The organism is Paenibacillus vietnamensis (assembly GCF_020169515.1).
GTDB classification, from domain to species: Bacteria; Bacillota; Bacilli; order Paenibacillales; family Paenibacillaceae; genus Pristimantibacillus; species Pristimantibacillus vietnamensis.
Genome location: NZ_JAHMHW010000033.1, coordinates 1 through 20,883 on the forward strand (window position 1 = coordinate 1; position 20,883 = coordinate 20,883).

17 protein-coding genes and 2 pseudogenes are annotated in these 20,883 nt (G+C 51.8%); 8 read left to right on the forward strand and 11 right to left on the reverse strand.

Annotation, left to right across the window (positions count from 1 at the left end; all coding sequences use genetic code 11):
- Positions 1–129 precede the first annotated feature (129 nt).
- From KP806_RS27225 to KP806_RS27235, 3 genes are read right to left on the reverse strand one after another with little or no spacing between them, the layout of a single operon-like run.
- Entirely contained in the window at positions 130–633 is a 504-nt protein-coding gene (locus KP806_RS27225; RefSeq protein ID WP_224726899.1) for a CYTH domain-containing protein, read from the reverse strand.
- 23 nt (positions 634–656) lie between these two features.
- On the reverse strand, positions 657–1,421 hold the full coding sequence (locus KP806_RS27230; protein ID WP_224726900.1) for an AAA family ATPase: 765 nt from the start codon (positions 1,419–1,421) through the stop codon (positions 657–659).
- Positions 1,422–1,465: 44 nt separating this feature from the next.
- Entirely contained in the window at positions 1,466–2,626 is a 1,161-nt protein-coding gene (locus tag KP806_RS27235) for a YecA family protein (RefSeq protein WP_224726901.1), read from the reverse strand.
- Between the two features lie 385 nt (positions 2,627–3,011).
- Between KP806_RS27235 and katA the strand changes: the two genes are divergently transcribed.
- Positions 3,012–4,472 (forward strand): catalase KatA, encoded by a 1,461-nt coding sequence (katA, locus tag KP806_RS27240; RefSeq protein ID WP_224726902.1) that lies wholly within the window; start codon positions 3,012–3,014, stop codon positions 4,470–4,472.
- 111 nt (positions 4,473–4,583) lie between these two features.
- Positions 4,584–4,790, forward strand: a complete 207-nt coding sequence (locus tag KP806_RS27245; protein ID WP_224726903.1) for a hypothetical protein — start codon at positions 4,584–4,586, stop codon at positions 4,788–4,790.
- Positions 4,791–4,899: 109 nt separating this feature from the next.
- Here the strand turns inward: KP806_RS27245 and KP806_RS27250 are convergent, their stop codons facing one another.
- Entirely contained in the window at positions 4,900–5,766 is an 867-nt protein-coding gene (locus tag KP806_RS27250) for a hypothetical protein (RefSeq protein ID WP_224726904.1), read from the reverse strand.
- Positions 5,767–6,026: 260 nt separating this feature from the next.
- On the opposite strand from KP806_RS27250, the gene KP806_RS27255 reads away from it, so the two are divergent.
- Positions 6,027–6,521, forward strand: a complete 495-nt coding sequence (locus tag KP806_RS27255; RefSeq protein ID WP_224726905.1) for an RNA polymerase sigma factor — start codon at positions 6,027–6,029, stop codon at positions 6,519–6,521.
- Entirely contained in the window at positions 6,514–7,146 is a 633-nt protein-coding gene (locus tag KP806_RS27260) for a hypothetical protein (protein WP_224726906.1), read from the forward strand. The genes KP806_RS27255 and KP806_RS27260 overlap by 8 nt, the downstream gene beginning before the upstream one ends.
- Here the strand turns inward: KP806_RS27260 and KP806_RS27265 are convergent.
- Together KP806_RS27265 and KP806_RS27270 are read right to left on the reverse strand one after the other, a co-directional pair.
- Positions 7,143–7,547 carry a hypothetical protein gene (locus KP806_RS27265; RefSeq protein WP_224726907.1) on the reverse strand — a complete coding sequence of 135 codons (405 nt, stop codon included), beginning with the start codon at positions 7,545–7,547 and terminating at the stop codon, positions 7,143–7,145. The two genes, KP806_RS27260 and KP806_RS27265, sit on opposite strands and share 4 nt — an antisense overlap.
- A 20-nt stretch (positions 7,548–7,567) precedes the next feature.
- Positions 7,568–9,331, reverse strand: coding sequence for a class I adenylate-forming enzyme family protein (locus KP806_RS27270; RefSeq protein WP_224726908.1), 1,764 nt, complete (start codon positions 9,329–9,331; stop codon positions 7,568–7,570).
- Positions 9,332–9,476: 145 nt separating this feature from the next.
- Here KP806_RS27270 and KP806_RS27275 point away from each other — a divergent pair, with 145 nt between their 5' ends.
- Entirely contained in the window at positions 9,477–10,322 is an 846-nt protein-coding gene (locus KP806_RS27275; protein ID WP_224726909.1) for a CPBP family intramembrane glutamic endopeptidase, read from the forward strand.
- Positions 10,323–10,394: 72 nt separating this feature from the next.
- Here the strand turns inward: KP806_RS27275 and KP806_RS27280 are convergent, their stop codons facing one another.
- From KP806_RS27280 to KP806_RS27300, 5 genes are all read right to left on the reverse strand, one after another.
- Positions 10,395–11,648: a SpoVR family protein gene (locus KP806_RS27280; RefSeq protein WP_224726910.1), complete on the reverse strand. Its 1,254-nt coding sequence runs from the start codon at positions 11,646–11,648 to the stop codon at positions 10,395–10,397.
- A gap of 20 nt (positions 11,649–11,668) precedes the next feature.
- Positions 11,669–12,892: a sporulation protein YhbH gene (yhbH, locus tag KP806_RS27285; protein WP_224726911.1), complete on the reverse strand. Its 1,224-nt coding sequence runs from the start codon at positions 12,890–12,892 to the stop codon at positions 11,669–11,671.
- A gap of 22 nt (positions 12,893–12,914) precedes the next feature.
- Entirely contained in the window at positions 12,915–14,816 is a 1,902-nt protein-coding gene (locus tag KP806_RS27290; RefSeq protein ID WP_224726912.1) for a PrkA family serine protein kinase, read from the reverse strand.
- A gap of 173 nt (positions 14,817–14,989) precedes the next feature.
- Positions 14,990–16,408: a DHA2 family efflux MFS transporter permease subunit gene (locus KP806_RS27295; protein WP_397376438.1), complete on the reverse strand. Its 1,419-nt coding sequence runs from the start codon at positions 16,406–16,408 to the stop codon at positions 14,990–14,992.
- 235 nt (positions 16,409–16,643) lie between these two features.
- Complete coding sequence (locus tag KP806_RS27300; protein ID WP_224726914.1) at positions 16,644–18,308, reverse strand: GMC oxidoreductase; 1,665 nt, start codon at positions 18,306–18,308, stop codon at positions 16,644–16,646.
- 167 nt (positions 18,309–18,475) lie between these two features.
- On the opposite strand from KP806_RS27300, the pseudogene KP806_RS27305 reads away from it, so the two are divergent.
- The 3 genes and pseudogenes from KP806_RS27305 to KP806_RS27315 all read left to right on the forward strand — a co-directional run.
- Positions 18,476–19,222: pseudogene (locus tag KP806_RS27305) on the forward strand (ThuA domain-containing protein); the annotation flags it as partial.
- A gap of 108 nt (positions 19,223–19,330) precedes the next feature.
- Positions 19,331–20,347 (forward strand): annotated as a pseudogene (locus KP806_RS27310) (aldose epimerase family protein); the annotation flags it as partial.
- A 139-nt stretch (positions 20,348–20,486) separates the two neighbouring features.
- Entirely contained in the window at positions 20,487–20,693 is a 207-nt protein-coding gene (locus KP806_RS27315; protein ID WP_224726915.1) for a nucleoside/nucleotide kinase family protein, read from the forward strand.
- The last annotated feature ends 190 nt before the right edge of the window (positions 20,694–20,883 follow it).

Here is a 20,883-nt window from a genome sequence, read left to right on the forward strand (position 1 = left end):
TCTTTCTCGCCGTCCGCGTGTTTCTCTCGGCCGGAATTAGAATATACCATGCACCGGCCCACAAGGTCAAGCCTTTTTAAAAACTTTTTTTAAAACAACAGAGAACGGAGCATCCGTTCTCCTGCCGCTTTAATTCAGCCGTGCCCCTTGCAGCTCCCGCCAAACCCGCTTATTGCTGTACTGCCGCTCCGAGCTGATGTCCTTCCCTAACCAGGCAGGTGCTGCGAAGGCATTCGCCGCTTCCTCCGAGTCGAATTCAATCTCCGCAACCGCCAGCTGAATTTGGTCGTAAATATCGATCTCGACGATTCTGCCCGCCCATTCCGCCGTAATCCGGTTTTTGGTGAGCGGCACAAAGCCGAATGCTTTTACAACCTGTTCATAAATGCTCTCCGAAATCGAATATTCGATTTCTTCCCTCGACAAGCCGTTGCCCAGCTTAAACGTATGGGTAAAAGACACCTCGCCGCTCGCCAAATCTACGATTCGCCTGACTCGCAGCTCCTGCGTTTCGTCCATGGCCAAATAAGTTTGCTCGATCCGCTGCTCGGACAGCACCTTCAGCCTCTGCTCCTCGATAACGGTTGCGGGCGATTCCGCCAGCAAAAATTTGCGTTCGATCTCCAGTGACATAACGGTCATCTCCTTTCAAATGTTTACTCTTCGTCTGCAAACAGCTCGCGCAGCATCCGTTCCCGGTTGTTGACAAACTGCTTCATCAGGATGTAATGCTCGGTGTCTTCCAAGTTCGTTCTTTCAATTCCTTCCGGCGTCAACTGATAAATGACCGAATCCGGATACGCCATCAAAATCGGGGAGTGAGTCGATATGATAAATTGCGAGTTTTGCCCCGCAAGCTGATGGATCCGCGACAGCATCGCCATCTGCCGGAAAGGGGATAAAGCCGCCTCCGGTTCGTCCATTATATACAGCCCGTTTCCACGGAAACGATGCAAAAACGCGGAGAAAAACGATTCGCCGTGCGATTGCCGGTGCAGCGAGGTTCCTCCGTAAGAATCGATAATACGCGGTGCAGTGGAAGGTTCACTGTCCAGCTCGTCGATGCTGGTCGCCAAATTATAATAGCTTTCCGCACGGAAGAAAAAGCCGTCCCTGGGCTTGTATACGCTCTTGGAAAGCCTCAAATACTGGTGCAGCTCCGAGTGGGTGGCCGCCGTGGAAAAGGTAAAGTTGGCGGTGCCCCCTTCCGGATTAAAGCCGAGAGCGACGGCCAAAGCCTCCATCAGCGTCGATTTGCCCATTCCGTTCTCGCCGACGATATACGTCACCTTGGGATGAAATACGAGCGTATCGAGATTTTGGACCGCCTTGAGATGAAACGGATAGGAATTAAAAGAGGGCACGGCCTCCCGGAGTAACGAAGCGCTTCTCAAATATAAGCCTTGCCCGTTTGATCTCATCCCGTACGCCTCCCGTATCCGGCCTCATGCTTAAGGCCGCTTCGTTAACCGCAGCATTTTTTGTATTTTTTCGAGCTTCCGCACGGACAAGGATCGTTGCGCCCAACTTTTTTCTTCGTATTGATGTCAATCACATTAGAAGACACCGCCGCCGCACCTGCCGGAGCATTCATAACCAGACTTGCGCTTGCGCGCTTGGCCGACAGCTCCGCCGGGGAGTAACCTTTGATCGCATATTGTCTGGTATTGTTCATAAGCGGCACAAGCAAATCCGTAACCGCATTCAGCGTCTCCATGCCGGGCATTTCAATGAAATTCGCCGCTTCCTCCAGCACCTCGTGCAAGGAAGCGCCGTTTTTCGCTGCGTCCACGCATACCTCTGCCATAAAATCGGCCTCGTCCCTGTCGATCTCGTAACGTTCCAGCACGAACCGCACCAGATTGGCATAATGGGAGTCACGCTCCACGAATTCCGGCTCCCCCGCCTTGAGCAGCTGCTGCCGTGTGAAAGGACGGTAGTCCAGCTCGTTTCTCAGCGCGCGCTCCTTGCGGATCGCAGGCGGATCTGCGACCCTGCTGTCGGATACGAAAGTCTTTTCGCTCAAATCGATCTCTTCGTAATAATCTCCGGCTTCGGTCAAAATATCGTTTAGATCAGACGGTTGCAGCGAATTCCCGGTATGCTCGAAAAGAAACCTGTTAAGCTCTTCATTGGACAATGTGCCGTAGTAAAACAGCAGCCCGCGAATCAGCTTAATCCATTCCGTATTCCGGTCAACGAGCGCATGGTCCTGAAACAGCTCCCCTGCCTGGAACAGCTCGACGAGCCCGGAAGGCATGACGACGACTTGTTTGCCGTTTACACTGCCGGGAAACAGGATGCCGCGTTCACGGAAATACTCATACTGCTGGATTTCCAGCTCCGGCTTGTCCCATATGCCGCCGTTTTTTGCGATTTTTTGAACCAGCTTCATTCTAGTATGATCCCAGCACCGGATCGTCGTCCACAGATGACCGGCAATCGTCTCCGCAAGCTTCTCCGCAAGCCCTTGTTTGTTAAGCGTGCTCAGGCTGCCGATCGACAGGTTCATGCGAATGCTTGTCAATTGCTGCTTCGTCAATGGGGCGAGCGCTTCCGTGAAAGACAGCGGATACGTTAGCTCCGGCCAAAATTTCTCCGTCATTTTATCCAGCTTTGTAGTCATGATGGTCTCCTAAATAATGAATTTGTTGCATGCAAATCTATGTAGGATGAGATACAAGTCATACTCTAATCGAAAGCTTATTAATTCTTGTATTTCAAAAAACATGCAAACCTAAAGGTATCAAAAAATACCGCTTTTATCAATTAAAAACCATTTCCAAAAACCAATAAGCCCCAAATCCGCGGCGCAGGAATCGGCCTTAAAGGCACTGCTGCGCTATAGGAATGACAGCGTCAAGCCCGGCGGATTGCGGTCTGTCAGAGCGGCATAACTTTTTCATCAAATCCTCATTGGGATCGTTGTAAATTGGGGTTGATTTCCTCCGAGAAAGCGTTAACATATTAGTTGAGGCGCAATCCTACAATATCAATGAGGTGATTCGAGGATGAGTACCGAGAAGAACAACCATCTGACGACAAGTTGGGGTGCTCCGGTAGGAGATAACCAAAACTCGATGACGGCAGGCTCGCGTGGTCCCACATTAATTCAGGACGTTCACCTTCTTGAGAAACTGGCTCACTTCAATAGAGAGCGCGTGCCCGAGCGTGTCGTTCACGCCAAGGGCGCAGGCGCGCACGGCTACTTCCAGGTTACGCATGACGTGACGCAATATACGAAGGCCAGCTTTTTATCCGAGGTCGGAAAGCGCACTCCGCTATTTATCCGTTTTTCCACGGTGGCCGGCGAGCTCGGCTCGGCAGATACGGTCCGCGATCCGCGCGGCTTCGCCGTTAAATTCTACACCGACGAAGGCAACTACGATTTGGTCGGCAACAACACACCCGTCTTTTTCATCCGCGATGCCATTAAATTTCCCGATTTCATTCATACGCAGAAACGCCATCCTCAAACGCATTTGAAAAACCCGAACGCAATCTGGGATTTCTGGTCCCTGTCGCCCGAATCTCTCCATCAAGTCACCATTCTGATGTCCGACCGCGGCATTCCCGCGACCCTGCGTCATATGCACGGTTTCGGAAGCCACACGTTCAAATGGGTCAATGATCAGGGCCAGGCGGTTTGGGTCAAGTATCATTTTAAAACCGAGCAAGGCGTGAAAAATTTGTCCAACGAGGCAGCCGCCAAAATCGCCGGCGAAAATCCGGACTATCATACCGAGGATTTGTTCAACGCGATCGCAAACGGCGACTTCCCGTCCTGGAAGCTATTTGTACAAATTATGCCTTTGGAGGATGCCGATACATACCGCTTCGATCCGTTCGACGTGACGAAGGTATGGTCCCAGAAGGATTATCCGCTAATCGAGGTCGGCAAAATGGTGCTCGACCGCAATCCCGACAACTACTTCGCCGAGGTCGAGCAGGCGACGTTCTCGCCGGGCAATTTCGTTCCGGGCATTGAGGCTTCCCCCGACAAAATGCTTCAAGGCCGTCTGTTCGCCTACTCCGACGCGCACCGCTACCGCGTAGGCGCCAACCATAACCAGCTGCCCATTAACCGTCCGGCGGCTCCGGTGAACAACCACCAGCGCGACGGTCAGATGCGGGCGGATGGCAACGGCGGCGGTTCATTGTACTACGAGCCGAACAGCTACGGCGGACCGAAGGAAACGCCGGCTAACAAGCCCGCTCCGTTCGAGGTTTCCGGCAGTGCGGACAGCGTTGGCTACGATCACCACGATCATTATACTCAGCCGGGAGACCTGTACCGCCTGATGAGCGAGGAAGAGCGCACCCGCCTGATCGAAACCATCGTTGCCGCCATGAAGCCGGTTGAACGGGACGACATCAAGCTGCGGCAGATCGGCCACTTCTACAAAGCGGATCCGGAATACGGACAGCGCATCGCGGAAGGACTCGGCTTGTCGATCTCGACGGAAGCTTAATCGATCACAGGCCAGCCGGCAGTGTCCGGCTGGCCTGTTTTTTGTTTCGCAGCCCCAGAGGCGATAAATTGTGGTATACTGCTACAAGACTGACGCTGGAGGAGATCTTTTATGAAAATCTATGTCGTGCAATCGTTCAGTGAAGCCGGTATGGAAAATGTATACGTCGGACCGGACGAAGCCAAAGCGCTGTCGCTGCATTCCGTCGATTTCGACGAGTGCGACGCGTTGTTCGTAGAAATTTGGGAGGACGGCGAGAAGACGGATGACTTCCGGCTGGAGGAAACGGCGGAGGAGACTCCGGATACAGGCCAATAGAACGATAGTGGACATTGAAAACCCACGTCTCGCTGAAAACATAAAGAACCTGACCTTCTCCGGTCAGGTTTTTTGCCGCGCGCTGAAAATAATATCATTGTAGACCGGTTCAAGTTATCACTTTGGTTCTAATTAATGGACCATTTAATAATCGATTGCTTATATTCTCGGTAATCATTAAAAGAACTAAAGGAAAAAGAACATAAAACCATGTATCCCACCACACATGACTGTGCAGTATTCCCAGTATTTTCAAAGAAACATTCAAAACCAGTACAATCGATACCATAGCAACATATTTCATCCTTTTATGGCTCCAGTGAACCTTCGTTAATACCACAAGAAGAAGGCTGATGCACAAATAATAAACTACGCCAAAAGCACTCGTGTCGTATGCAGGGTTAACGAACCATCCCGGAAGATAATCCCTATTCGAAAACAACATAAAAGGGAGAAATTGGGCTGTCCCTGAGAGGGGGGCAATACATAAAAACAGAAACATGAAATGATAAAATCCTCTTAACGGGTGTAACAGCCGTCGATATAACCATTTAGCAAGCGGAAAATATACGATTAGGCCAACTGATGTATATTCAATCCTCCACCAAAAGAGAGTATAAATGTTAATTTCAACAAATATCCACTCAATCCCCGCAAGAAGCCCGATAAATATAACGATCCACTTCCAATTTAATTGAAATACCGCTACACAGGTTGCTAGTACGGGTACTGTTATTAAATTTGAAGTAAGCGCTCCCATGTGACTATCATAATAAGCGTTATGTTTTAGGATTTGCGGATGATACTGATAAGCCCCCAAGAAAATATATGTAACAGCTTCGATAAGATAAGCAATTTCCACCATTGTCAAAAAGATCAGTATCGTGCGGTCACTTCTGGTTTTAAAGTACACATAAGTTAAAATTAAAACACCCAGAGTTGATAACCCCAGATAATAATAAGTGTTATAATTCATGGCTGCCCTCCTTATTTTTGAACTCAACTAGTTAAGTTAGAATGGAAGTGTTTCATTCTTTTATAGGTAATATTCCTCAGGTTATGTCAATGCATGCATGTAAAGGAATTCGAACATAGCTTTTCATTTATTATTTCGAAGGATACGCCACCGCCGAATCAGAGGTCTCACACATGAATCACTTTTATTTTAACAAACACTAAAACACATGAAACATTTCCGTAATGGCTATCGTGTTAAGGGTGAAGGAGTCGTTGCCAATGGAGCAGGAGCCGAATTACACGGACCCCTATTTAGCCGGGCTGGTGCACCGCCACGCGGACATGATCATGCGGATTGCCTACACCTATCTCAAAAGCACCGCCGATGCGCAGGATATTTGCCAGGAGGTGTTTCTGAAGGTCGTAAAGCACCGGAAAACGTTCGAAAATGCCGAGCATGAAAAATCCTGGATCATCAGAGTAGCCGTCAACTGCTGCAAGGACGCACTGCGAAGTCCGTGGAGACGTTTGTTTTCTCCTTTCGGAGACGCCATGCCGCCTATTGCGGACAAACAAAATCAAGAGGTGGTGTCGCTTGTCATGGATCTGCCGAAAAAATACCGGATCGTCCTCCACTTGTATTACTTTGAGGGGTACGCGACCGCCGAAATCGCGGAGCTGCTTCAGAGCAAGGAGGCTACCGTCCGCACCAGGCTGAAGCGTGCAAGAGAAATGCTGAAATCCAACCTGATCGGAGGTCTTGCGAATGAATAGATACGTCGAAGGAATGAAGGAAATAAAGGCGGACGAAGAGCTGAAATCGAGCCTCATCCAGAGCCTTCAGCAAAGCCGCACCCCGCAACCGCGAAAAAAGCCGATAAGCAAAAAAGCAGCCCTGCCCGTGGCAGCCGCCTGCTTGCTGGTCGTGCTTGCGGTATTCGCCGCTTCGTCCCTCCGAACGGATCGGGGCCCCGCTTTCTCCGCGGGCTTGGTCATACATGCCTATGCCGATGACGGTTCGGCCGTCGAGATGAAGCCGAATGTGGAGCTCCCGCTCGGTAACTATTCTCCTATCATGAGCAGCGTTCCTGGACTTCCGCTGCAAATCGGCTCAAGCGAAGCCGACAGCATCTCGGTGCTTGCCGAACACGGGACGCTTGCCGAGTGGTCGCCACCTGCTTCAAAGGTCATCAACAAAGGCAGCAATGCTTCAATAAAACCCGGCGAAACGCTGTATTGGTCCCCGATGTCAGAAGCCAGCGAGTGGGAGGAGAATCCGTCTACCTTAATTACGGTCATTGCCTATAAAGGAAAAAAGGAAATCGGACGCCGGCAAATCGAAGTCCGGGTGAACGAGGACAATCCCCTCTACTACACAGGAGTTCTCTTCGAAAACTAGTCCCTATGGTGAGGCATTCTACGTCCGGAGGAGAAGCTCCTGCCTTCTTTGCCCCGCAGGCTTACGATCAGCAGCGTCGCCGCGGCGCATTCCGCGAGCGTCAGCAGAAGATACACGAAATCCTGCACAACGGTCAAGCTGAGCGTGTTCCAGCCGAGCAGCCGCAGATTGATTTTCATGAACAAAATGTGCCCGAAAAACGTGACGGCGCTGAATATGCCGATCACGCGGTGGTAGGTGCGGACCGTCTCGCTCCTGATCCGAAGCAGTCCGTAAAAAAGCAAAAGCGTATTAGGAAGCACGCTGAAAGTCAGCTTATAATCCGTCGTCCACTCGCTAAGCCGGTACAGGAGCAAAATTTCCGCCGCGGTCAAAAACAGCGTAGCGGCCAGTATCCTCATCCATTCTGCCGGCGTAGTATTTACGCATTTCTCTTCAGCTCCTCCGTCCCGTTCAGCACCAGCTTTCGAAGCTCGGCGATCGACACCTTCCCTGTCGGCGACATGGGGAATGCAGGAAGAAACACATAATAGCGCGGAAGCTTGAAGGCCGACAGATGGGGCTCCATATCTTTCCTCAGCTTCTCCGCGGTCAGATTCGATCCTTGCCTCGCGACGATGCATGCGCAAATCTGCTCGCCGTAAAGCTCGTCCGGGACGCCCAGCACAAGCGCATCGCTCACATCTTTATGCCTCAGGATCGCATTCTCGATTTCCACCGGAGATATTTTCTCTCCGCCTCTGGAAATCAGGCGATTTAGCCGTCCTGTAATTGTCAAATGCCGCCGCTCGTCCAGAAATCCCAAATCCCCGGATTTGAACCAGCCGTCTTCCGTGAAGCACGGCTTCTCGGCGTCAGCCTTCGTATAGCGCATCACCCGGTGGCTCCGGATCACAATTTCCCCCTGCTCGTGAAGCTGCAACGCCTCACCCGTCTCGGGATGGATAATTTTCACCTCCACCGCCTCATCGACCTTCCCGCCAATGCTGTACGTCCCCTTCTCGAACTCCTTATAGGACAGCAAGCCGCTCAGGAGCTTCGTCTTCTTCAACAGCCGGTAAAGCACCGTCAGCAGCAGATTTTTCCGGTTCTCAATAAAACAGGTGCCGTTTGCAACCGCTCCTGCCTCCGAGGAGCCATAGCTCACCATAAAAAAGCTCAGCCGAAGCTCCTTCAGCATCTTTTGCAAAATCGTATGGTTGACCGCCGCCGAAGTAAAAGCTACTCCGAGCAGCGATTTCAAGTTGTATTCATGCCGCTGCGGCGCCGCCGTCATCTGCTGAATCATATAAGGAGTGCCGATCAGCACTCTGCATTTCTCGCTCTCTACGGCCGCCAAGGCGTGCACGGGATGATAATAGCTCAGCATAACGATGTGAATATTGCAGCCTTTCAGTGCGGCAAACACCGTTCCGAACCCTCCCAGATGGTACAAAGGCAAGAGATTCAAAACGGTAAAATGCTTCGTAATCTTATCCGCGATTTTGGCGGTGACCGCTCCGGTCTTGCCGGATGCCTGCGCGGAAGCCGCAGCAAACAGGAACGAAGCCGTGGAGCGGAGCACGCCCTTCGGTCTTCCCAGCGTCCCGGACGTATACAGCAAAATGAGCGGATCGTCCGGCAGGGTAGCCTGGCAGGCGGCCTCCAGTGCGGCTTCTCCGATTTGTTCGTTCTCAGCGAACAGTCGGTCATAACGATAGAAGCCCTTCCCTTCTACGGAAGCGGCGTCCAGCACGAATACATGCGGCGGCAGCCAGGAACTGTCGAGTCCCGCCTGTCTGTTCTCTCGAATGATGGTCTGCAGGTTCGCAAAATGGGGAATAGGAGAGGCTTCCGTTTCGATCATCAGGACGGTCGGGCAGGCATCCCTCAAATAGTGCTCCAGCTCTTCCTTCTTCGAGTACGTGTTGATCGGCACGATAATCGCGCCCGCGCAAGCCGCCGCATACATGGAGATTATCGTCTCGATTCTGCCCGAGGCCAGCACGGCGATCGTATCTCCCTTTTGCACGCCCAGCCTTAGGAAGCCCTTAGCCGCCTCACGCACCTCCTTCCACAGCCTGGACCAGGTATAGTGCTGGTTCCGCGCCGGGAAGCTGTAGACTCTATCGTTCGGGCATTCGGCGGCCCGCTTTTTAAGCAAGTATGGAATCGTATCTTTATTTCTCTCATCCCGCGTATTCATGAGTGCTGCTCCCCCGCCGCTTCGGCATCGTTTCGTTATGCATTACGTTTAATATATCATCGATGAAGTTCTTAATAAAGAACAATTTGACAGAGGAATATGTTGGAAATTATACTGTGCTTATTGCCTTGGGGGAGGGGATCCAATGAAGAAAGCCGCTGAAATCGTCGGCAAGCTGCTTCTGCTTGCTTTAATGATAAGCGTGGCCCTTATTATTATATTGATCATTTATTTTCTTGCAGTCGGCTTTAATGAATCGACGCTGGAGGCTGTCGCCGAGAGCAAATGGCAGATTTACTTGCAGATGGCGGTCTTTATGCTGGCGGCTACCTTGATATACGCTTTATTCGAGCGCAAGAGGGGCTGGTCACTTGGACTTAAGCAGCCGAAGGGCGGTGCAGCGCTGAGGGCCGGTCTACTGTTAGGGGCCGTAATGATCAGCTTATCTGCCTTACTGATCTGGTCCTTCGGCGGCATGGAGTGGGAATGGATCGGCTTCCGGAGCAACGTGCTTCGCTCCTTGCTCGACGGCTTCATCCTGTTCGCTTGCGTAGCGGTTTACGAGGAATTTTTTTCGCGCGGATACCTGCAAGGACTTATTCAATACCACTTTGGCTCGCTAACCGCCATCATCGTCAGCTCCGTCCTGTTCACGGCTATGCATTCCTTTAATCCCGGCATGACGGAAACTCCGATCCCGATCATTAATTTGTTGCTAGTCGGCATACTGCTCGCGTATACACGGAAAATAAGCGGAGGCATATGGATGCCGGTCGGCATTCACTTTACCTGGAACTGGTTTCAAGGCTGCGTGTACGGCTTCAAAGTATCCGGCACCGAGCTTGTTCCATCCCTTATCCGGACGACGATTACCGGTCCCGTGCCGATATCCGGCGGCAGCTTCGGCATCGAGGGAAGCTATATCGCCACATTGATTACGGTGCTCGCTATTATCGCGGTCTGGTCCTTTAACCGTACGCGGCTGGTTTAACGCCAACCTGACCAAAAAAAAAACCGATTGCACATAAGCAGCCGGTTAGGCATATTTCTTCTCTTCAAAAGATCACCCCGCCAGCACCATCCGCTCGCCGTCATAGCTGTAAGTGAGCTTACGCTTGTCTTCGCTGCGAGTCTCCAGATGGACGGGACGCCCCCAGAGGCGGTATACAAGCGGAAGTGTTCGATCCACATACTTCCGGTCGAGCTCCAGCCCTTCGTACCGGTGCATGAGCAGCAGCTCGCCTCTTCCGTGGTAATCGTCGTCCATCGCGGTGATATAAGGAAAACCGCCGTTGGTACGCTGCAGGATCAACGTATCGCGTACCTGTTCCACATCCTTGTCCGTGACCTTGTATACGCCGCCTTCCCGCTCGTACAGGAACAGGTCCATCTCATCAACGAGATCCCGGTTCAAGTAGTTACGCAGGAACGAAACGTCCGATTCCGTCTCGCGAATGTCGAAGATCGCTTCTGTCCCTTCTTTGCGCTCGATATATTCGAGCATGCGCAGCCCTAGGTAGTAAGGGTTTACGCCGGTTGCGCCGGGTTGGATGACGCCTGCGTTCATTTTGGCAAATTCGAGTATATCCGAGTCGGTCAGGTCAAGCTGCCGGACAAGACGAAGATGCCAGTAGCTGGCCCAGCCTTCGTTCAAAATTTTGGTCTCCATCTGCGGCCAGAAATACAGCATTTCCTCCCGCAGCATGTACAGAATTTCCCGCTGCCAGTCCTTCATCGTCCTGCTGCTCCCGGCAACAAAGCCTACGACATCCTTGCTGCCGCCCTCCGTCTCACTGAACCCGCCCTGCTTTCCGAACCTTCTGTGCGGATCGACATGCTCCTGAATGGATAAGCCGGCATCGAGAATGCGCTCCACCTCGTCCGCTCCGTATTCCTGCTCGAATATTCGCATCCGTTCGGCAAATCCCGCCATCCTCCCAATCATGTTGCGGTCGGTTCCCGCGAACATCGCATTGTTCTTGAAAAAATCGCTGTGCCCCAGCACGTGGGCGACGATCAGTTTATTTTGCAGCAGTGTGTTCCTGTCCAGCAAAAAGGCGTAGCACGGGTTGGAATTAATCACCAGCTCATAGATCCGGCTTAACCCGTAATCGTATTCGGACTTCATCCGCTGGTAGGCTTTGCCGAAGCTCCAATGGGAGAATCGGGTCGGCATCCCGTAAGCTCCGATCGAATACAGCACCTCCGCCGGGCATATTTCGTACCGCATCGTGAAGAAGTCGAGCCCCTCCTGCTCCGCCAGTTCGGTAATGCGCCCGATCGCCTGCTCCAGTTGTTCGTAATCCGCCTGTTTCATCCGCGGCAGCCTCCTTCCCTTCAGCTAGCGTCGGCTTCGCCGAAAAAGTCCTTCAGCGTGCGGTACACATCGCCTTTCTCCCTGAGCACCGAGCGGATAAAAGCTTCATGCGGGACCGCCGACATCGCGTCCCACAGCCTTCCTCCGTGCCCTTGCCGCCGGATCTCGCCATATCCGAGCATATTAACCTTGTCGAGTAATCCCCTTACCAGATTAGTTGTAACGATATTATCCGAATCCAGATTGTCACCGTCGGAAAAATGGAACGCATATGCGTTGTAATATTGAGACGGATATTGGGTTTCCAGCAATTCCAGCGCCAGCCGGTACACCGAGGAGCATCTCGTGCCGCCGCTTTCTCCTTTCGTAAAGAACGCCTGTTCATCGACCTGCTTCGCTTCGGTGTCATGTGCGAGAAAGCAAACCTGCACCTGTTCATATTTGGTGCGCAGAAACCGGACCATCCAGAAATAGAAGCTGCGCGCCAAATATTTTTCAAAGGTTCCCATCGAGCCCGACGTGTCCATCATCGCTAGCACCAAGGCAGCGCTTTGAGGCTTTCGGATGTCCTCCCACGTTTTGAAACGCAAATCTTCATTGGTGATAAGCGACGGGTACGGATGTTCCGATTCCCCCTCATACCGGGCCGGCTGGCCGTATGCGGCAGCCGCATCCGACGGACCCGCCCCGCCTGGACCGGAAAGCGCCCGGCGTTTCATCGCCTCCATCAGCGTGCGCCGTTTATCAATGTTGCCCATCATGCCCTTGCGGCGGATATCGTTAAAGCGAATGTCGTCGACGGTCAAATCCGCCTCGCTTTTCGGCTTCAGCCTCGGAAGCTGGAGATCCTCGAAAATAAGCTCCGCCAGCTCATCTACGGTAATTTCCGCCTCGTAATAATCGACGCCGGGCTGGTCGCCCGCCTGTCCGCGCTCTTCCGAACCTTTCTGTCCGTCCGGCGCAGCCTGACCGACGACGTCGCCGACCTTGGTGCCCCCTGCCCCTTGTCCGACCTGCTTCTTGCCGGAATAATCGTAGCGGAATCTCGGCTCGTCCATCCCCCGGATCGGCACCTTCAGGATGCGGCCGCCCTGGGACGTGATAATCGATTCCTCGCTGACAAGATCGGACAAGTTGTTCTTGATCGCTTCCTTTATTCGGCGGGAGTGCCGCTGCTGATCAAGCTCTCCTTTGCGATGAAGCGACCAGTCCTCCTGTGACAATACGAACAAAGATTCATGCATCGGAATCACCCCGCTATTGTTCTTACCGATTTAACAGGCTTCCCACATACTTCATCAACTCGTTGGCGCATACTGCGCAGTAGCCGTGGTGTTCGATCAGGCGGCCAGACACTTCGTTGATCCGCTTGAGCTGGTTTTCGTCCGGATTCGCGACCGACGTCGTAATTTTCACGACATCCTTCAAATCCTCGAACAGCTTCTTCTCGATCGCTTCCTTCAGCTTCTCGTGCGACGTATATTCAAACTTGCGGCCCCGGCGAGCCAACGTTGAGATTTTAATCAGAATTTCCTCTCTGAACGCTTTCTTCTGATTTTCCGTGACGCCGATCTGCTCCTCGATGGAGCGCATCAACTTCTCGTCAGGTTCCCGTTCTTCTTCCGTAATCGGATCCTTCATTTTGTAGCCGTTGCAGTAGGCCTCGACGTTGTCCAAATAGTTGTTCATCAAGGTGTGAGCCGATTCTTGAAACGAGTAAACGAAGGCACGCTGCACTTCGGTTCGTGCTTTATGATCGTATTCCTTGCGGGCGAGCGTGATCAGGTTTAGCAGCCGTTCCCGCTCTTCCTTCGAAATCGATGCATGCTGATCGAGCCCTTCTTTCATCGATTTGAGCACGTCAAGCGCATTGATGCACGATTTATCGCCCTTGATCAGCGCGCTGGAAATCCGGTTAATGACATAACGCGGGTCCACGCCGGACATTCCCTCGTCGTTGAATTCTTTCTTTAGCTCCTGCAGGTCGCCGCTATTTGTGCCGTCCACTTCGGCCCCGTCGTACAGATACATTTTCTTGATCGGGTCCATGCCGGGCTTCTTCGACTCCTTGAGTCTGGAAAGTACGCTGAATTCGGCGGCCGTCCACAAGGCGCCCGGAGCGATATGAACGTCGCGGATATTGGACTGTTCGATCAGCTTGGAGTAGATTCGTTCCTCCTGGCTTACTTTAAGGTTGTAGGGAATGCGCATGACGATCATTCTGGAGTGAAGGGCTTCGTTCTTCTTGTTGGAGATAAAAGCGCGGTATTCGGTTTCGTTCGTATGTGCAACAATCAACTCGTCCGCCGATATGAGGGCGAACCGGCCGGCTTTGAAATTCCCCTCCTGCGTCAGGGACAGCAAGTTCCACAGAAACTTTTCGTCGCATTTGAGCATTTCCTGGAACTCCATCAGCCCTCTGTTCGCTTTGTTAAGCTCTCCGTCAAAACGGTAAGCCCGGGGATCGGATTCGGAACCGTACTGCGAAATGGTGGAAAAATCGATGCTTCCGGTCAAATCGGCGATATCCTGCGACTTCGGATCGGATGGAGTGAAAGTGCCGATGCCGATGCGGCCCGCCTCCGAGAACAGCACACGCGTTACCGGCATTCTCTCCGCGCGCCCGCCATATTCGGACTCCAGACGCATGCGGCATACGGGGCACAAATCGCCTTCGATCTTGACGCCGTATTCCCGGTAAAAGTCGGCGCGCAGATCATGAGGCACCAGATGAAGCGGTTCCTCCTGCATCGGGCAGCCTTTGATCGCATAGACGGCCCCCGCATCCGTTCGCGAAAATCGTTCCATTCCCTTCTTCAACAGCCCCACCAGTGTCGATTTGCCGCCGCTGACCGGACCCATCAGAAGCAGCAGCCGCTTGCGCACATCCAGCCTCTGCGCCGCCGGACGGAAATATTCCTCAACCAGCGTCTGTAAATCATCTTCCAGTCCGAACAGTTCTGAGTTGAAAAATTTGTACTCCCGGCGGCCTTCCTCCAGCTCCTCTATTCCCTGGGCTTCAATCATCCGGTAGATACGCTCGTGTGCCAGTGCGGCGATTTCCGGGCGTTCTCTTACCAGATCCAAATATTGAACGAACGTCCCTTCCCAATGCAGCCTATTCTCTTTCTCATGGTAATCAACCAGCTTGTCCAAAAATATCGACATCGGGTCTCCTCCTCCTATCAGCGAAGCGGCAACCGCAACGATCTCTTTATAATTTTATTATATCAGTTTATAATTGTCAGATAAATAAGAATATTCTGAATTTTTGTTGAACACCTGAATTATAGCAGAAAAGGCTTACCGTGCCCGTTTGGAGCAAAGGTAAGCCTTTGGATTTATTTTTGCGCCGCTGCAGGCTGCTGAGCCACACCCTTGGCCGCTTCGGACTGCGTATGCTTCTGTGCCTTTTCCTGCGGCTTTCCTGCTCCTTCGCGATTCAGCTTGCCGACGAACAGGCTTAGCGGCAGAGCTAACGCAGCTACCAGTGTAGCCACAACGTAGACGTCATTGACGCTCATCGTAAACGACATCATCTCGATATGGGCCCGGTCCGTTACGCCCTGCGTCACGAAATCCGTTGCGTGAGTCATCGATCTTGAAGCCAGCATAGTTGTAAATATCGCAATCGCAAACGAGCCGAAGACGTTGCGGGTCCAGTTCGTAATCGCGGACGCATGGCCGGACAGCTCCGGCGGAATTTGCTCCATCGCGGCATTGCTGGACGGCATGACGACAAAGGCGATACCGATATTGCGGACAAGCATCCACCAGATAATATACTCGTGGGAAACGTCAACGCTCAGCCAGCTTAACGTTAAAGTGCCAAGCGTCAACAGCACGATGCCGATCGACATCAGCACGCGGGGACCGACAATCCCGTACAGCTTGCCGACCAACGGCATCAGCAGCGCCATTGCGAGCGAGGCAGGCAGCAGGATCATGCCCGTATCCATGGCGGACACGTGCTGGATCCGCTGAAGAAAGACGGGGGTCAGCAGCGTGCCCGAATACAAGCTGATCGTAATAATGTTCGCAATAATCGCGTTTAACGTGAAACGGCCGTTTTTAAATACCTTTAAATTAAGCAGCGGCGTTTCCGCCGTCAGCTCTCTCCAGACAAAAAGAAGCAGAGCGATGCCGCCGAGCACGAACAAGGAGATAACCTTCCAGGAGCTCCAGCCCCAGCTGTGGCCCTGGCCAAGGGCCAGAAGCAAGGAAGAGCTGCTGACAATGACAGTCAGAAACCCGGGAAGATCGAAGCTTTTTGGAACGCTCATCCGGTAATAAGGAATATACGCGTACACAAACAAAATTGCGATCAGACCGATTGGAATGTTCATCAGGAACAGCCACTGCCAATTCAGATGCTGCAGCAGCCAGCCGCTGATCGTCGGTCCGAACGCAGGAGCCAGCATTGCGGATAAGCCCCAGAAGGCGATCGCCATCGCTTGACGTTCCCGCGGAATTACCTGATAAATGATGGACATCGTCGCCGGAATGATCAGACCGCTGAACGCTCCTTGCAGAACGCGGAACAAAATGAGCGAGCCTTCGCTCCAAGCGGAAGCGCACAGGACGGAAGCGGCCGTAAATCCGATTAACGAGAACAAATACAGCCTTTTATAGCTGAACCTTTCCCCCAAATAACCCGCTACGGGAGCCGTCGTTCCCATGGCGAGCATAAAGCCCGTCATCGTCCATTGGACGGAGCTTAAAGTCGTATTGAAGTGGACCGTAAAAATTTCCAGTGCCAAATTGATCGACGCCGAAGCTAATACGCATAAAAATGATCCAATAAAAATGGCGATCATAATTGGCCAAAAACGGACATTTGGTACATTTGCCTGACTCATAGCGGCTTGCTCACACCCTTAGCAATTACTTTACTGCTTAAGTATTATATTTTAGTTGTAAAGTAATTTCAATAGCCAGGAATATTTCCTATGTGGCAAGCTTCTTCTTTGCATTCGATGGAGCTGCAAAATCCGCCTAGCCCCTCAGCTGCGACACGATATAGTCCGCCGTTCGAATCGCCAAAGCTACGGTCGTTAAGGTCGGGTTGGAGGCTCCCATCGATGGTATAACGCTGTTATCGGCAACATACAGCCCCTCTACACCGTGAACTTGGCCGTACCGGTTCGTTGCCGAGGTTCGGGGATCGTCCCCCATCCGGCATGTTCCGGCATCATGGTTATCGGCTCCCGGAGGCATCATACAAATAGCCGGCACTCCTTCCAGTGTAGCCACATTTAGCTGCATCACCGAAGAAGCATGCAAAATCCCCTCGTACATTTCCTGGATGACCGCTTCATCTTTCGCGCTCAATGAAAAGTCAATCTGAAGCTCCGGCATTCCGTACTCATCCCTCCGGCTGGGGTCGACAAACACCCTGTTCTCGTAACGGGGTTCTACATAGCCGGATGCGCCGTAAAAGCTGATTCCCCATTCATCCTTTACCGGCTTATAATCGTACTGGTAATTAAAATATTTTTCGGGCCCTTGAAGCTGAATTCTGTAAGGCCTCTCCTCCAGCTCCGGCACCACGATGCCGAGTGCGCCGATCGGCTCGGGGAAGCCTGTCGTATTGACGCTCGCAGTGACAATTAAATACGAATGGTTAATGAGATAATGGCCGATCGCCTCTCCCTTAATTCCCGAATTAAGCAAAATTCGCGGAGTTTGCAAAGCGCTCGCCGACAAAATAACATTTTTAGCCCTGATGACGTGAGATTTCTTTTCCGGGGTCATTACCCGTACACCAACTGCTCTGCCGCCTTCTGTAACCACTTGCGCTGCATACGTATTAACGGCCAAATCGAAGGGACGCCGGCTTAAGGCTCTCGCCAGAAAAACAATCGAGCTGAAAAATACGTTAGAATGCAATTTTCCAAAACGAGTCTGGTCGAGATCGGTAGCTACCGGAATATCGTCCGCATTGAAGTATCCGTTTTCCCTCAGCCGCTTCAACAGCACCTGGGTAATCGAGGAATCCTTCGTATAGGAGGTTGTTACAGTCATAACTTCTTCGGCGATGTTGTAATAGAGCTCCATCTCTTCGATCGAAACAGGCCAGCTTGCTATTTCGTATTCCGGAATTCTGGGCGAGACCGCCCCCCAGAGCAGCGTTCTGCCTCCCAATGCGTAGATCAGCTTCATGCCTGAATATTCCGGAAGCCGGTTCCCGATCAAATCCGTAATTTGGGGCGGCGCATAAATTCTGAAATTGTCACCGTCAATGGTAGCAATATTCGCCGCATGAGTCGGCAGAAAAAGCGGTCCCCGTTCCACCATTCCGATCCGCATCCCGTTGTTGCCTAATTGCTCGCACAATCTCCAAAGGGCCGCTCCTCCCCCTGCGCCCGAGCCGACAACCAGAACGTCGTATTCGTTATCCGCCATAACTTCAGCTGAAGTGGTCGGAATCCATTCATGTAGAAATTCGGATTGCGGCACCACCGGGCAAAATGGAGCAACAACGACCCTGGCGTCCTTCTTGGGCAGCGATCCCGATGGAAGATTGACTCTCTCACCTTCAATGGCGGCGTCAGCGCTCGCAATATGCGGATTGAACGATAGGAGCTGTGCTGTATCTATTTGATACCTCTTGCCTATTTTCTCGAGTGTATCTCCCTTATCCGCGATATAGATCCTCATCTTATCACTTCCTTTATGAAACTATATGCTTCCGGAAACCGGACTCATAACCTTATCATCGCAAGACATCCGACACCGGCTGAAAACTTTCGGCCATACCCGGTAAGACGGTTGTTTTCCGAGGGTCAAATTCATATATATTCCTATGTAGAGGAGGGATTCCGGCGATGAAAGCGACGGTTGGCAGCGGCCCGCAGCTTGGAAGGAAGCCTGTGCGGGTAACGATCTGGAATGAGTTTATTCAAGAAAGGACGGAGCCGAAGGTTGCGGGTATATACCCGCTAGGCATTCATATGGCCATTGCCAATGGGATTGGACCGTACGGCTTTCTCATTCATACGGCTACCTTTGACCAGCCCGAGCATGGTTTATCGCAGGCGGTGCTCGACCAGACGGATGTCTTGATTTGGTGGGGACATGTAGCTCACGAGCAGGTTGCGGATGAAGTTGTCAATCGAATTTACGAGCGGGTGCTTCGGGGGATGGGACTTATCGTGCTGCATTCCGGACACCGGTCAAAAATATTCAAAAAACTGATGGGAACGTCCTGCGATCTGAAATGGCGATCCGATTCCGAGCGGGAACGGCTTTGGGTTGTCGATCCCTCTCACCCGATCACCGAAGGGCTCGGCGAATATTTTGAGCTTCAGCATGAGGAGATGTACGGCGAGTTTTTTGATGTCCCTGCGCCCGAAGAGCTGATCTTTATCAGCTGGTTTCAAGGCGGCGAGGTATTTCGCAGCGGCTGCGCTTACCAGCGAGGACTTGGCAAAATCTTTTATTTTCGGCCGGGAGATCAAGAATATCCTACCTATTATAGCAAGGAGGTATTGCATGTTATCGCGAATGCGGTTCGCTGGGCATCCAGCCCGCACGGAGCAGAGCCTACTTACGGGAATACGGCGCCGCTTGAAGCATTCATCCCAGGTGCACCAACCTTGTCCGCTCAATCGAAGAGAAGCTCCGGCACCGAATCCGGCTCAGGCAGCATAACAAAACATTGGTTCGGTCAAACCTCCGACGGCCAGCCCGTCTATCTGTATGTACTTACAAACAAAAACGGCATGCAGACCTCCATCATGTCTTACGGCGGCATTATGCTAACGCTCAAAGTGCCTGACAGGTACGGAAGATTGGACAATGTCGTATTAGGCTACCCTGCGCTTGAGGATTATTTGCGAACCGGCAACAAGGCGTATTTCGGGGCAATAGTCGGACGTTACGCCAACCGGATTGCGAACGGCCGGTTTACGCTGGACGGCACTACCTACAATTTAAGCGTAAATGATGGTTCTAACACGCTTCATGGGGGGATACGAGGCTTCGACAAACGGGTCTGGGAGACAGAGGAGGTCCAATCGGATAGAGCGGTCGGGCTGGTTTTAAGCTATATAAGTAAAAATGGTGAAGAAGGCTTTCCAGGAAATCTTCAGGTTAAAGTCATGTACACCCTTACGGACAATAACGAGCTAAAAATGGATTATGCCGCTGTCACAGATGCGAAGACGGTAGTCAATTTGAGCCAGCATAATTATTACAACTTGGCCGGGGCGGACAGCGGAACGATCTTAGACCACGTTGTCACGCTTAATGCCGACCGGTATACGCCGGTTGACCGCAATTTAATACCTACGGGTCAAATACAAGATGTAGAGGGCACCCCTTTCGATTTTCGTAAACCGATGACAATCGGCTCCCGCATCGATTCAAGCGACCCGCAAATCCGAAACGCGGACGGTTACGATATCAATTATGTTTTAAATTCTGGCGGTAATGCTTTAACCTACGCCGCAAATGTATACGAGCCGACAACAGGGCGCTTTGTGGAAGTTTATACCACTCAGCCGGGAGTTCAATTCTATTCGGGCAACCATTTGAACAGCAGCGATACAGGAAAAGCTTATCCACGGTACGCCGGCTTCGCTCTGGAGACGCAGCATTTCCCCGACTCTCCTAATCAACCGGGCTTTCCAAGCACCGTCCTGTTACCGGGCCAATTATACCGGCATTCGTCCATTTTTAAATTTTCTGCGTTTTAATCGATACGGTTATCATACGCAAAAGCGGCAGCTTCTATTGAGGGAGCTGTCGCTTTTGTAGGTTGATTCCGGTATCATTTTATTGTAAGATCACCGTCGATCGTTGCTAATAAGCACATTAATAAAGGAGAGTTCGTGTTTGAACAATGCGGAAACGATCAAGAGAAGATTGGAAGCGAGAGGAAGCGTTCGCGAGGAGATCGAGAAACGTGTGAAGCAAGCCGAAGATATTGAATTAACTGAAGCCTATCGGCAGCATGCCGATTTCGTCATTTGGAATCACGATGGGATCGATTTCTCCGACACATTAAGAAGAGTACAAGAAATAATCTCCGCAGTGCGTTAAAATCAAAAAACACCTTGCTCAGCAAGGTGTCCATTTATCATTTCATTGCGTTTGCACGCTGAAAACCGGATACGAAAGATCAGGCCGCTGAAAGCCTTTGTTGGTGTCTGCCGGTTGTATGGACCAAGCAAACGTTATAGGATAAGCCCTCGACCGATTAGTATTCGTCAGCTCCACACATTGCTGTGCT

Bases quoted from the DNA above. Each gene is read 5' to 3' on its own strand.
- KP806_RS27270 (WP_224726908.1), bottom strand. From the start codon at position 9,331: ATGAATACGCGGGATGAGAGAAATAAAGATACGATTCCATACTTGCTT.
- KP806_RS27225 (WP_224726899.1), bottom strand. From the start codon at position 633: ATGTCACTGGAGATCGAACGCAAATTTTTGCTGGCGGAATCGCCCGCA.
- KP806_RS27300 (WP_224726914.1), bottom strand. From the start codon at position 18,308: ATGAGGATCTATATCGCGGATAAGGGAGATACACTCGAGAAAATAGGC.
- KP806_RS27260 (WP_224726906.1), top strand. From the start codon at position 6,514: ATGAATAGATACGTCGAAGGAATGAAGGAAATAAAGGCGGACGAAGAG.
- KP806_RS27280 (WP_224726910.1), bottom strand. From the start codon at position 11,648: ATGAAACAGGCGGATTACGAACAACTGGAGCAGGCGATCGGGCGCATT.
- KP806_RS27230 (WP_224726900.1), bottom strand. From the start codon at position 1,421: ATGAGATCAAACGGGCAAGGCTTATATTTGAGAAGCGCTTCGTTACTC.
- KP806_RS27290 (WP_224726912.1), bottom strand. From the start codon at position 14,816: ATGTCGATATTTTTGGACAAGCTGGTTGATTACCATGAGAAAGAGAAT.
- KP806_RS27265 (WP_224726907.1), bottom strand. From the start codon at position 7,547: ATGAGGATACTGGCCGCTACGCTGTTTTTGACCGCGGCGGAAATTTTG.
- KP806_RS27250 (WP_224726904.1), bottom strand. From the start codon at position 5,766: ATGAATTATAACACTTATTATTATCTGGGGTTATCAACTCTGGGTGTT.
- KP806_RS27255 (WP_224726905.1), top strand. From the start codon at position 6,027: ATGGAGCAGGAGCCGAATTACACGGACCCCTATTTAGCCGGGCTGGTG.
- KP806_RS27235 (WP_224726901.1), bottom strand. From the start codon at position 2,626: ATGACTACAAAGCTGGATAAAATGACGGAGAAATTTTGGCCGGAGCTA.
- KP806_RS27275 (WP_224726909.1), top strand. From the start codon at position 9,477: ATGAAGAAAGCCGCTGAAATCGTCGGCAAGCTGCTTCTGCTTGCTTTA.
- katA (WP_224726902.1), top strand. From the start codon at position 3,012: ATGAGTACCGAGAAGAACAACCATCTGACGACAAGTTGGGGTGCTCCG.
- yhbH (WP_224726911.1), bottom strand. From the start codon at position 12,892: ATGCATGAATCTTTGTTCGTATTGTCACAGGAGGACTGGTCGCTTCAT.
- KP806_RS27245 (WP_224726903.1), top strand. From the start codon at position 4,584: ATGAAAATCTATGTCGTGCAATCGTTCAGTGAAGCCGGTATGGAAAAT.